Annotated in this window: 10 protein-coding genes; 1 reads left to right on the top strand and 9 read right to left on the bottom strand. The window is 61.6% G+C overall.

Features of this window, described 5'->3' with window-relative positions:
* Nucleotides 1-101: 101 nt before the first annotated feature.
* Entirely contained in the window at nt 102-899 is a 798-nt protein-coding gene (locus AACP62_RS02420; RefSeq protein WP_339346070.1) for a type III pantothenate kinase, read from the top strand.
* On the opposite strand, the gene AACP62_RS02415 is transcribed toward AACP62_RS02420, so the two are convergent.
* The 9 genes from AACP62_RS02415 to ftsX form a co-directional block, all read right to left on the bottom strand.
* Nucleotides 856-2,958, bottom strand: a complete 2,103-nt coding sequence (locus tag AACP62_RS02415; protein ID WP_339346069.1) for a beta-galactosidase — start codon at nt 2,956-2,958, stop codon at nt 856-858. The genes AACP62_RS02420 and AACP62_RS02415 overlap by 44 nt on opposite strands.
* A 110-nt stretch (nt 2,959-3,068) precedes the next feature.
* Nucleotides 3,069-3,821, bottom strand: coding sequence for a pseudouridine synthase (locus tag AACP62_RS02410; protein ID WP_044097851.1), 753 nt, complete (start codon nt 3,819-3,821; stop codon nt 3,069-3,071).
* Nucleotides 3,822-3,830: 9 nt separating this feature from the next.
* A complete protein-coding gene (gene glmS / locus AACP62_RS02405) occupies nt 3,831-5,723 on the bottom strand; it encodes a glutamine--fructose-6-phosphate transaminase (isomerizing) (RefSeq protein ID WP_339346518.1) in 1,893 nt (630 codons plus the stop codon).
* An 86-nt stretch (nt 5,724-5,809) separates the two neighbouring features.
* Nucleotides 5,810-6,622 (bottom strand): amino acid ABC transporter ATP-binding protein, encoded by an 813-nt coding sequence (locus AACP62_RS02400; protein WP_339346066.1) that lies wholly within the window; start codon nt 6,620-6,622, stop codon nt 5,810-5,812.
* A 16-nt stretch (nt 6,623-6,638) separates the two neighbouring features.
* Nucleotides 6,639-7,613: an amino acid ABC transporter permease gene (locus tag AACP62_RS02395; RefSeq protein WP_154312664.1), complete on the bottom strand. Its 975-nt coding sequence runs from the start codon at nt 7,611-7,613 to the stop codon at nt 6,639-6,641.
* Between the two features lie 107 nt (nt 7,614-7,720).
* Nucleotides 7,721-8,659: an ABC transporter substrate-binding protein gene (locus AACP62_RS02390; RefSeq protein WP_339346063.1), complete on the bottom strand. Its 939-nt coding sequence runs from the start codon at nt 8,657-8,659 to the stop codon at nt 7,721-7,723.
* Between the two features lie 286 nt (nt 8,660-8,945).
* Nucleotides 8,946-9,422, bottom strand: a complete 477-nt coding sequence (gene smpB, locus AACP62_RS02385) for an SsrA-binding protein SmpB (protein WP_339346062.1) — start codon at nt 9,420-9,422, stop codon at nt 8,946-8,948.
* A 92-nt stretch (nt 9,423-9,514) separates the two neighbouring features.
* Nucleotides 9,515-10,939 (bottom strand): CHAP domain-containing protein, encoded by a 1,425-nt coding sequence (locus AACP62_RS02380; protein ID WP_339346061.1) that lies wholly within the window; start codon nt 10,937-10,939, stop codon nt 9,515-9,517.
* 85 nt (nt 10,940-11,024) lie between these two features.
* The gene (gene ftsX / locus AACP62_RS02375; RefSeq protein ID WP_339346059.1) at nt 11,025-11,948 is read right to left on the bottom strand and encodes a permease-like cell division protein FtsX; all 924 of its coding nucleotides are present in this window, start codon (nt 11,946-11,948) and stop codon (nt 11,025-11,027) included.
* Nucleotides 11,949-11,952 lie beyond the last annotated feature (4 nt).

Raw genomic sequence — 11,952 nt, 5'->3', positions numbered from 1 at the left:
CCGCCCACCAGCATACTCCCCGAAGCCATCACCAAGGCTTATGCGCTTAGGATGGATTCGGAAAGCGCCACGCGCCCGGACGACGGCAGGGAGGAAGAGACATGCTGCTGGCCATCGACATCGGCAACACCAACATCGAGGTCGGATTCATGGAGGGCGACCGGGTCGCCGCCTCCTACAGGCTGACCACCAGAATCGACCACACGGCTGATGAGTTCGGGCTTCTGCTGGGGCAGCTCATGGCCCTGGCCGGCTACAAGACTGCGGATGTGCAGGACGCCATCATCTCCTCGGTGGCTCCCGCGGTCATGCACGCCGTCAGGTCCTGCCTGATCCGCTTCTTTTCCATCGACCCCATGGTGGTGGGCCCCGGCGTGAAGACCGGCATGAACATACGACTGGATGACCCGCGTTCCCTGGGCGCCGACTGTCTCGCTGACTGCGTAGGCGCCTTCCACCGCTACGGAGGGCCGGTCCTGGTCATCGACTTCGGCACGGCCACCACCTTCAACTATGTGGACGCCAAGGGCGCCATACGTTCAGGCCTGATCGTACCTGGCATCCGCTCGGGAGCCCAGGCCCTTGCTGGCCAGACCGCCCAGCTGCCCCAGGTGGAAATCACCCGTCCTCAGACCATCATGGCCACGGGCACCAGGACGGCCATGCAGGCCGGGCTATACTATAACTTCCTCGGCGGCCTGGAGCGGATCATCCGGCAGTACCGCAGTGAGATAGGCCGGGACTTCCATGTGGTGGCCACGGGCGGCATGGGTCGTACCTTCTCACAAGACACCGACCTGATCGAGGTCTACGATCCCGAGCTGATCTTCGCCGGCATGTACAGGATTCACCAGCTCAATGCCGATGGCCGACCACACGCTGCACCAGCGCGCCATTGACCTGCAGACTGGCCTGCTTGCCATCCCCGTCAAGGCTTGCCAGCGAGCCCACCAGGACCTGGCCCTCCACCTGAACCTGCACCGGATGCCTGGTCCGATTGAACAGGAAGACAAAGCGCGTCCGATCATCCTCGCTGACCCGCTCAACTCTCAACAGATCGGGGTCGCCCTGAGCCGATCTCATATCGGCAACGTCCAAGGCCTCCAACAGGGCAGGAATGACCTTGGCCAGACCTTGGGCATCCAGACGGCAACCCAGGTAGGCGGCCTTGCCATGACCCCAGTCATGGACGGTCATGGCCGACATGCCATCCATCCCCGTCCAGGGATCAGCCCGGTAGCTTGCCAGAACCTTGGTGCCCTTGTCCAGATGGCCGATGACATCGGCCCAATCTCGAGCCGTGACCCCGTTGTTCAGATCCAGATGGTCCAGAACACCAGGCGTGCCGGGAGCCATGGGTGCGAACTCCTCGACCGACAGCCCCAGCAGGTCCCGAAGCGGCCCCGGATACCCACCGGTCCAGACGCGGTCCTGCTCGTCGGCGATACCGCTGCCCCAGGTGACGATCAGCCGCCCTCCACTATGGACATACTTGTGCAACCGTTTGGAGAGATCGGTGTCGATCAGGTAGAGGGCTGGCAGGACCACCAACGGGTACTCCTCCCAGGCGGCCCTGACCGGCAGGACATCAGGCCGGATGGCGTTGTCCAGAAAGGCACGGTACCAGACCGGTGGCTCCTGACCATGTTCGACGCGCTCGCTGGGCGAGGACGCGTGGGAGCTGGCCCACTGGCTCCCATAGTCGAAGACCAGTGCCAGTGGGGCCTTTGCCAGCGTGCTGCCGGCCAGACCGGCCTGGGAGAGCCCCTGCAGGTCCCCTCCCAGCTGGCAGACATCATGGAAGACGGCCGTGTCCTCGCCGGCATGAGGCAGCATGGCCGAGTGGAACTTCTCCGCGCCAGCCCGGGACTGTCTCCACTGGAAATAGCAGATGGCATCAGCTCCGAGTGCCAGGTGAGCCAGGGAATCGCGCTCCAGCTGTCCGGGCTCCTTGCGGGGGTTGACCGGCCGCCAGTTGACCGCCGACGTGGACTGTTCCATAAGCCACCAAGGACGCCGACGGGCAATGGCATCCACCAGGCTGGAGGAATAGGCCAGCTCCTCCAGATGATCCCTGCCCGGCGTCGCGTAGTGGTCATTGGCCACAAAGTCCACCTGGTCACCCCAGTCGTCGTAGTCCAGGACAAATCCGCCTGCGCTGACCATGAAGTTGGTGGTCAAAGGTATATCCGGAGTGATCTCAGCCAGGGTGTCACGCTCAGCCATGTAGAAATCCTTGAGGGCATCGGAGCTGAACCGCTCGAAGTCCAGCATGCGTCCCGGATTCTGGAAATTCCCCTGACCGATGAAACGCGGCGGCAGAATCTGCGAGAAGTCGCTCAGCCTCTGCGACCAGAAATTCGTGCCCCAGGCGCGGTTGACGGCTTCAATGTCCTTGTAACGGTGGCGGCACCAACGCTGGAAGGCCCTCATGGCATCGTCGGAATAGTCGAAGCGATTGTGGCAGCCATACTCGTTGCCCACATGCCATGCCACCAGATAGGGGTTGTCCCGGTAGTGCTCGGCCATGGCCCGGCAGAGCTTCAGGGCGTAGGAGCGGAAGATCGGCGAGGTGGGCCGCCAGTGCTGCCGGGCCCCGGGCCAGACCGTGTCGCCTCGCTCGTCCCTGAGCAGGACTTCGGGATGCGCCTGGGTCAGCCAGAGCGGCGGCGAGGCCGTGGCCGAGGCCAGATTGACCCCGATACCCGCCCGACCAAGCTTGTCGATGATCCGGTCCAGCCAATCAAAGTCGAAAATGCCCTCGCTGGGCTCAATGCGCGACCAGGAGAAGACAGCCAGGGCCACCACGTTGACCCCTGCCTTGGTCATCAGCCTGATGTCCTCATCCCAGACATCCTCGGGCCACTGGTCGGGGTTGTAGTCGCATCCGTACCAGAGGGACTGCTGACCCTTGAGATGCTTGGGCCATCGATAGGGCCGCCGTGTTGGTTTGCTCATGGGTAGAACCTCCTGGTCCGTCTCAATCCTCGGACGGGGACGCCTGCCGCGTCCACGTCGTCCCGCGGCTCCGGGATCCCCTGACCATTATGTCCCACCAGGCTGACTGTTCAGGCCTCTCCTTGAGGATCCAAGGGAACGGAAGAGATGAAGATGCGCTTAACCCCGGTGAAGGGGTCGGTGAATTCCAGGCGACGGGCCACCAATTGCAGCGGCCGGGAGAAGTCGTCATAGGCCCGGGCCTGGATTCTGGGGTAAAGATCGTCGCCCACGATGGGCAGCCCAAGGGCATTCATGTGCACACGAAGCTGATGGGTCTTGCCGGTCTGCGGATAGAGCGTGTAGGTGGCCAGACATCCCCGGCCCGCCGCCAGTTCAATCCTGGTAATGGCATTGACCGGTCCGCGCTCCTCCCAGGCCTGGAGAACCCCTCGACGCTTGATAACCCGGGAGCGGCGCTCTAGCGGGAAGACCCGCGGCGGATCCAGATGTCGCACGGTGCCGGTCCGCGGACGAACCATGGGTCGCACCGGCGCCAGACACTGGTAGACCTTGCGCACGCGATGCTCCTGGAAGAGCATCTGGTATGCCCGCCTGGCGGCCGGATCGCGCACCAGGACCAGCACACCCGCGGTGGCCCTGTCGAGCCTGTGGGCAGGTATGATGTCGGGCTCCCCGTAGAGCCGTCGCATTCGGATCAACACGGTTTCTGCGTGCCACATCCCCCTGGGCATGGTGGCCAGGAAGTGGGGCTTGTCGACCACAATGATGCGACGGTCCTCATAGATGACTTTGGGCTCGAAGGGGATCTGCGGCTCCTCCAGAACGATCCGATGCCCCCGCTGCTCGGACCCGACGACCATGGACAGCCTCTATTCCACAGTGACCGACTTGGCCAGGTTGCGGGGCTTGTCCACGTCCAGGCCCTTGAGCCGGGCCATGTCCAGGGCGAACAACTGCAGGGGGACCACATCCACCAGGGGGCTGAGCAGGGTCGGGCAGGGCGGCCGCCAAAAGACCACGTCAGCATAGCGGTCGGCGTCCGGGTCGCCTTCCTCGGCTACGACGATAGTGAAGGCACCGCGGGCCTTGACCTCCTCGATGGCCGAGATGACCTTGTCGTGCAGCACATTGCGGCCCCGGGCGCTGGGGACGATGACCACCACAGGCTCCCCCGGCTCCACCAGGGCGATGGGCCCGTGCTTGAGCTCGCCGGCGGCGAACCCTTCGGTGAAGATGTAGGCGATCTCCTTGAGCTTGAGTGCCCCCTCCAGGGCCACCGGATAACCCACATGCCGCCCCAGGAAGAGGAAGGAGTGGGCCTTGGACATGCGCTGAGCCGTCTGGCTGATGGCCTCGGCCTGACCGTCCAGCACCTTCTGAATCTTGGCAGGCATGGCCTTGAGGCTGTCGACGGTCTGGTGGATCTCGTCTCGATACATGGTTCCCTTGACCTGGGCCAGGTAGAGCCCCAGCAGGTAGGCCGCCACGATCTGGGCCAGGAAGGCCTTGGTGGAGGCCACAGCCACCTCGGGGCCGGCGTGTGTGTAGAGCACGGCATCGGACTCCCTGGGGATGGTGGACCCCTGGGTGTTGCAGATGGCCAAAACCCGTGAACCCTGCTCGCGCGCATGCCGGAGCGCCATCAGCGTGTCCATGGTCTCCCCGGACTGGGAAATGGCCACGACCAGAGTGCGCGGGGTCAGAATGGGATCACGGTAGCGGAACTCATGGGCCAGCTCGACCTCCACCGGAATGCGAACCCAGTGCTCGATGGCGTACTTGGCCACCAGGCCCGCGTAGGAGGCCGTTCCGCAGGCCACGACGATGATCTTGTCAATCTGACGGAAGACATCCTCATCGATGTGGACCTCGTCCAGATCCAGGTCGCCTGACTCGTCGTACCGTCCTAGCAGAGTGTTGGAGACCGCCGCAGGATCCTCGTGAATCTCCTTGTCCATGAAGGAATCCCATCCGCCCTTTTCGGCGGCCGAGGCATCCCAGTCGATGGTGTAGCGGCGCGGATGTTCCACCGGATGACCCTGGAAATCGGTGACCAGGACCTGGTCCGCGCTGATGCAGACCGCCTGATCCTGACCCAGCTCCATGGCCTGACGGGTATAGGCCACGAAGGCCGCCACATCGGAGCCCAGGTAGTTCTCTCCGTCTCCCAGGCCAACCACCAGCGGCGAATCGTGTCGGATGCCCACCACCAGATCGGGCTGCCTTGAGTCCACGGCCAAGATGGTGAAAGCCCCTTTGAGCATACGGGCCAGCCGCCTGACGGCCTCGAAGATGTCCGGCTGGCCGGTGGCATCGATAATCTCCTGGGCGATCTTGCCCAGAAGCTTGGCAGCCACCTCGGTGTCCGTGGAGGAGACGAAGGTATATCCCTCGGTCTCCAGGTCCAGACGAAGCCTGGATGCGTTCTCGATGATCCCGTTGTGAATCAGCGCGACCTTGCCGTCACGGCTGATGTGGGGATGAGCGTTGACGTCAGTGGGTTCGCCATTGGTGGCCCAACGGGTGTGGCCGATGCCCACAGTGGCTTCGGGCATTGGCTTGGCCTTCAGATCGGCGACCAGATTACCCAAGCGCCCGGCCTTCTTGCGTACGGCCACCCGCGCCATCCCAGGGGCAACCAGGGCCACTCCGGCCGAGTCATAGCCCCGGTATTCCAAGCGTTCCAGGCCCTTGAGGCAGACCTCCAAGGGTCTGCCGCAGGCCGTCCGTACTGATCCCGCATAACCGACGATTCCGCACATGGGCCCCAGTCTAGCCACGGGAGTCCCGCCTCAGCCCGTCCAGAAGGCTTCTTGCCGGAATTTCTACAACCTGGCAGAGCCTGAGACTAGAGCACGGTATGCAGGAATTCATTGAACCTCACGGTGCGAGGATGGTCGATGATGTCAGGGCCTCCCTGTTCCACTACGACACCCTGGTCCATGAAGACGATCTGCTCAGCCACCTCGCGGGCAAAGCCCATTTCGTGGGTGACCACCACCATGGTCATGCCCTGCTGAGCCACCTGCCGCATGACCCCCAGGACCTCCCCCACCAACTCCGGATCCAGGGCTGAGGTGGGCTCGTCGAAGAGCATGATGTCAGGGTGCATGGCCAGGGCTCGCGCGATAGCCACACGCTGCTGCTGGCCGCCGGAGAGCTGGGCGGGATAGTAGTCCATCCTGTCCTCCAGCCCTACACGTTCCAGCTGTGCCTGTGCCTCCTTGCGGGCATCGGTCTTGGGAACCCGTCCCACATGGACCGGCGCCTCCATGACGTTCTCCAAGGCAGTCATGTGGGGGAAGAGGTTGAAACGCTGGAAAACCATGCCGATCTTGGAGCGCTGCCTGGCAATGGCCTTGTCGTCCAGGGTCTGCAGCACAGGGCCCTTGCTGGTATTGATCTTCCGGTACCCGGTCAGCTCGCCGTCCACATAGATTTCGCCGGCTGTACGGGTCTCCAGCTGGTTGATCAGCCGCAGCAGCGTTGACTTGCCGGAACCGGAAGGGCCCAGGACGGCCGTTACCGTGCCGGGCATGACCTCCAGGTTGATACCCCGCAGCACATGCTGATCGCCGAATACCTTGTGCACATTCCTGATGATGATGGCCGGATCCTTGCCGCCTTGACCGTCTTTCTTGGTCTGCCTGTCCTCGTCCATGATTCTCCTCCTGCGCTCAGGCGTTCAGCCCGGCCATCATGACCTTGTTGACCTTGTCAGTCTCCTGACGGGTCTGCGGGTCCTCGCCATCCTTGCCGTCCTTGGCCCCCGACCCGGCCAGGGGTCGCGAGTCGAAGCCCTTGCCATAGTGCTTCTCCAGCTGGGCCTGGATGACCATCAGAACGGAGGTGATGACCAGGTACCAGATGCAGGCCACAATCAGCAGCGGGATGGTCTTGTAGATGCGGTTGGCGATGGCGTTGGTGGCGAACTGGAGCTCCAGGGTGAAGGGCACGGCAAGAGCCAGGGATGTGGTCTTGAGCATGCCGATGGTCTCATTGCCGGTAGGCGGCACAATGATGCGCATGGCCTGAGGCAGGACGATCCGCCGCATGATCATGGATGGCGGCATGCCCAGAGCCTTGGCCGCCTCCTCCTGGCCGGGATCCACAGCCTCGATGCCGGCACGGACGATTTCAGAAAGATAGGCGGCCTCGTTGAGTCCCAGACCCAGAACCGTGGCCACGGTGGCATTCAGCACGGTCTTGGTGTCAATGCTCCAGAACTCGGGACCGAAGGGGATACCGATGGCCAGCTTGGGAATCAGCACGGAGAGCAGGCCCCAGAAGACCAGCTGGGTGTATACAGGAGTGCCGCGGAAGAACCAGATGAAGAACCAACTGACCCAGCGCAGGACAGGATTGGACGACTTGCGCATAACTGCCAGGATGATAGCCAGGATTGTGGCCAGGACCATGGCATAGACGGTCAGCAGAAGGGTCCACTTGATGCCGTCCAGGACGTGCTCATTGAAGAGGTACTTCCAGACCGTGGGCCAATCAAAGTTGGGATTGGTCACCATGCCGTGGATCAGCATGGCCACGAAGATGGCCACGATGACGGCAGCTACGATCGGCCCTGGCTTACGCACCGGCCTGGCATGTATTCTGCCGGGGATCTGAATCTGGTCCGTCCCCTTCTTGGTATGCATCTCCTGCTTCCTTCCGCACCACTGTATTTGTTCAGGCCTAGCCTATTGGCCGAACCACCTGCTTAGGCGCGGGTCGCCCGATATGACGATCCGCGCCTGACCCTGCCTCAGTCAGAGACCGCAGGGTTGATTTCAGCCTTTTCGACCGCACCGCTCTGGACGCCCCAGTTCTTGAGGATCTTGGCGTAGACGCCGTCGTCAATCAGCTTCTGAAGAGCCGCCTGGGTGGCCTCGGCCATACCGCTGCCCTTCTTCAGAGCGGCACCTTGCAGGACGATGTCGGTATCCTTGCCCAGTTTCTCCAACTGGCCGTCGGTCTGCTTGATGGCATACCCGGTCACCTGGGAGTCAGCATAGAAGACATCGATCTTGCCATTGACCACTGCCGTGGCGGCATCGGTCTGCTGTTTGTAGGACTGCACATCCACGGGCTTCTTGCCCTTGGCCTTGCACTCGGCCGAGATCTTGTCGGCCGCCTGCTGCTCTTCGATGGTCCCGGTCTGCACGCCGACCTTGACGCCGCAGATGTCGTCAGGATTGATCTTTGAGGGGTTCCCCTTCTTGACGGCAAAAGCCGTGCCCGCCTTGAAGGTGGTGACGAAGTCGACCGACTGCATCCGCTCCTTGGTGATGGTGAAGCTGGAGATTCCCGCGTCATACTTGCTGCCGATGGCTGGGATGATGGTATCGAAGGAGGCACTGACCATCTCCCCCTCGAGCCCCATGACCTTGGCAATGGCGTTCGACAGGTCAACGTCATAGCCAATGGGGGTCTTCCCGTCCTCATTCATGAACTCGCCAGGCGCATATGAGGTCTCCATACCCACGGTCAGCTTGCCGTCCTTGGAAACCGACTCGGGCACCTTGGCCGCGATGGCAGGATCCTTCTTGATGCCGCTGACGTCAAAAGCCGCTGGATGGGAGCTGGTGGTGGCCTTACCCGACGCACTGCTGGTGTCCGCTTCGTCGGTGGTTCCGCATGCTCCGATGGAGGCCAGCAGGGTGATACTCAGAGCCGCCGCCAACACCGCCTTGATCTTGCCCATGTCTTCTCCTCTTCCGGACCGCCCCGAAGCGACCCCTCATGTCTCTTGATTGACATGCACTATTATGCACATATTTGTATTTTTATGCATACAAAATAAAGTTAACTCAATCTTGCTGACTGAATACCCTGGTGTTTTCGGCTCTATAGCGGGCCAAAGACGCTATCCACCACTGTCGATTGCCATCGGCCCCGGGCGTGTCGAATGTGTATAGAACGGAAAGCCCTCAGTGGGCGATTGTCGGTCGTTATGAGACTCAAGAAATTCTGTAGGTTTATCCGAGAACTCAGCCGCGCCTGTTGCGGTAGCGCATGGCCCTTTGGGCCTCGCGGCGATCCTGCTCCTCCCGAAGAGACTGGCGCTTGTCATACTCGCGCTTTCCTCGAGCCACAGCGATCTCGACTTTGACCTTGCCGTCCTTGAAATACAGACTCAAGGGCACGATGGTATAGCCCTTGGCCTGAATCTGCCGCTCCAAGCGAACAATCTGCTGGGCGTGGAGCAGCAGCTTGCGCTTACGCTTGGGGGCGTGATTGTTCCAAGTCCCATTGAGGTATTCAGGGATATTGGCGTTCTCCAGCCAGACCTCGTGCCGCCGGTCAATGCTGACGAATGACTCGGCCAGGGAGGCACGCCCCTCACGCAGCGACTTGACCTCGGTCCCGGTCAGCGCGATGCCGGCCTCGTACCGATCCTCGATCTGGTAGTCATGACGGGCCCTACGGTTCTGGGCGATCATCGATGTACCGGTTTCCTTAGCCATAATATCCTCCTCTCGATCGCGCCAAGGAGGCTACCTGGCACTCCGGACAGCGATAATACCGTTCCAAGCGACGGACCTGGCCCGCATCGGCATCAGTAATGAATATATTGGTAGTTGCCTGCCCCATAGACCGTTTCATAGGTAGGGAAGGAGGCAAAACCAGTGCCACCCTCGGAAATGAGCACCGATCCATCCGAATTGACCCGCTCGACCACAGCCACGTGGCCATAGGACCAATTGGCGTTCCAACGAGTGACCCGTTGGCCACGGGCGAAGACCATGACAGCACCGACATGAGGGGTGTTGTTGACCAGATAACCCAGACCACGCGCCGTGCCGGCCCAATCAGCCCCGTTGCCCATATAAGAGCCCACAGGCAAAGCCAGCTGCGAACGGCGTATATAGGCCCAAAGTGTGCACTGCCTGGCAGGGTAGGCACTGCCGCCCACTGAATTGCCAGTGTTATGGCCATAGCAGAATCCGGAACCTGAGGGGCAACTGCCCGGCACTGCATAATTCATGCCGGAGGCGCCGCCACCGCCACCGTTGCCTCTGCCACTATTGCCACCGCCGCCATTGTTTCTGGACGGATTAGGCCGTGAATTCTGTGCTGGACGGGATCCGCCGCCATTGCTGATCTGCTGGGCTCCTCCGGCATGCGGGTCCGCGTTGCCGCCTGGATTGCCGGTGTTTAGAGAGTCGATCATGGACTCAGTGGCCACGATATCTGCGGCCTCTCGGGCGGACTGTGTGGTCAGGGCAGCCTTTTGACTTTCCAACTGCTTGCGGGCTGCGGTTCCCTGGTCACGCAGGGCCTGCAAGTGGTCCTGCTTGGCCTGAGCCGCCGCTACAGCCTGCTGGGCTACCGCCTGCTGTTGGTCAGCCTTGGCCTTAAGCGTGCTGATCTGCTCCTCGATAGCCTCCAGACGCTGCTTGCGGTTCATGGAGGAGTTGAGAGTGTTGGCTGCATCGTTGGCCGTATTGGCTTCGGACCTGGTTACAGCCGCATCGGACTGCATCTTGTCTACAAAGTCCTGGGTGCTTGAGGACTTGGTCACCACATCCATGATCTGAGAAGTCTCGGACCCATGAAAGCTCTTTCTGGCCATCTGCGCTACACCAGCCTTGGCATCGTCATAGTCCAGGCCGGTCTGACGAATCTTGGCCTCCAGATCTGCGCGATCCTTGCGGGCCGCCTCCAGGCGATCGTTGGTAGCCTGGACCAGGCTGTCGGCCTGCTCGGCCTGCTGCTGGGCATCGATGGCACTCTGCTGCGCAGCTGGAATCTGGTTGGAAGTCAGATCATCGAGACTCAGTATCTGGTTGGCAAGTTGGGCACTGACCCCCGCCAGCTTGCTCTTCAGGGCCGCGTGGTTCTGGACTTTCTGTTGGTAGCTGCTCCAGTCGGCACGCGCCGGTTCAGGCGCTACGGACAGTCCGAGGATTCCGCCGCCCAGCATCATGGCCAACGATCCGATGAGGCCGCAGATAGCCTCCCACCGTTTGGTACGATTCATGGTCAAGTCCCTCACTATCGCTATCCATGCTAGTCATCATTATGACAGAGATTGCGCCCCTGATCGATTGGCCAGTCGCCGAAAATCAGGTCCGCAAATACCGCCGCAGGGAGATGGAGGAGGCCAGCGCGGACAAGAGCATGGCCCCCAAGATCAAGGCTGGAGCTATGAGCAGGACCGTGGACTGGTTCACGTAGGGCATCCATTGGACCGTGCGAGCCAGCCAGTCGGTAATGAAGAGCTTGACGATGGCGCTTAGCGCTCCGACAGCCAGAAGCGAACCCAGCAAGGAGGCCACCACGCCCTCCAGGATGAAGGGCAGCCGAATGGTCCAGTTGGATGCCCCCACCAGTCTCATAATCTCCGTCTCGTTTCGACGGGAGGCGGCGCTCATTCTGATAGTGGTGCCGGTCAGCAGAATGGCCACAATCACCATGACCACAGCCAGGACCAAGGTGACCGCCGTGGCTCTGTTGAGAATTTTGAAGACGGGGTCGAATATCTGACGCTGGTCGGAGACCTCCTCCACCCCATCGCGTCCGGACAACACCTCGGAGACCACCTGGTACTTGGTCGGGTCCTTGAGCTTGAGCCGCAGGGAGGCCTGCATGTCCGCCGCGGTCATGGTCCTTCCCTCGTAAGTGCCGTCAGGATACTGCTTGAGGAAGGTGTTCTTGAAAAAGTCCTCACGGCTCTGATAGGTGATCTTGGCCACGGAGTCGCTCAGCTCGGTATTGATGGTGTTCTCCAGCTTGACGATCTCGTCATCGGTGGGCGCCTTGCCGGTAGCGCATGAGGCCGCCTGGCTGGTGCCGTCAGGGCAGAGCCAGACCACCACCTCCACCTGGTCGTACCAGTCCCCCTTGGCCTTGCTGATTTGAGCCTGCATGAGGCCCGAGGCACCTATGAACAGGAAGGAGATGAAGGTGACCAGCATGACCGAAAGGATCATGGACCCGTTGCGGCGCAGGTTGTCCCAGGTGCTGGAAAGGATGAACCGCAGTCTCATCGTG

The sequence above is a fragment of the Bifidobacterium apis genome (assembly GCF_036986835.1).
In the GTDB taxonomy this organism is placed as follows: domain Bacteria; phylum Actinomycetota; class Actinomycetes; order Actinomycetales; family Bifidobacteriaceae; genus Bombiscardovia; species Bombiscardovia apis_A.
The sequence above is the reverse complement of the archived record's forward strand: the minus strand, read 5'-3'. Positions and strand labels throughout refer to the sequence as shown.

Bases quoted from the DNA above. Each gene is read 5' to 3' on its own strand.
- AACP62_RS02420 (WP_339346070.1), top strand. From the start codon at position 102: ATGCTGCTGGCCATCGACATCGGCAACACCAACATCGAGGTCGGATTC.
- AACP62_RS02415 (WP_339346069.1), bottom strand. From the start codon at position 2,958: ATGAGCAAACCAACACGGCGGCCCTATCGATGGCCCAAGCATCTCAAG.
- AACP62_RS02410 (WP_044097851.1), bottom strand. From the start codon at position 3,821: ATGGTCGTCGGGTCCGAGCAGCGGGGGCATCGGATCGTTCTGGAGGAG.
- glmS (WP_339346518.1), bottom strand. From the start codon at position 5,723: ATGTGCGGAATCGTCGGTTATGCGGGATCAGTACGGACGGCCTGCGGC.
- AACP62_RS02400 (WP_339346066.1), bottom strand. From the start codon at position 6,622: ATGGACGAGGACAGGCAGACCAAGAAAGACGGTCAAGGCGGCAAGGAT.
- AACP62_RS02395 (WP_154312664.1), bottom strand. From the start codon at position 7,613: ATGCATACCAAGAAGGGGACGGACCAGATTCAGATCCCCGGCAGAATA.
- AACP62_RS02390 (WP_339346063.1), bottom strand. From the start codon at position 8,659: ATGGGCAAGATCAAGGCGGTGTTGGCGGCGGCTCTGAGTATCACCCTG.
- smpB (WP_339346062.1), bottom strand. From the start codon at position 9,422: ATGGCTAAGGAAACCGGTACATCGATGATCGCCCAGAACCGTAGGGCC.
- AACP62_RS02380 (WP_339346061.1), bottom strand. From the start codon at position 10,939: ATGAATCGTACCAAACGGTGGGAGGCTATCTGCGGCCTCATCGGATCG.
- ftsX (WP_339346059.1), bottom strand. From the start codon at position 11,948: ATGAGACTGCGGTTCATCCTTTCCAGCACCTGGGACAACCTGCGCCGC.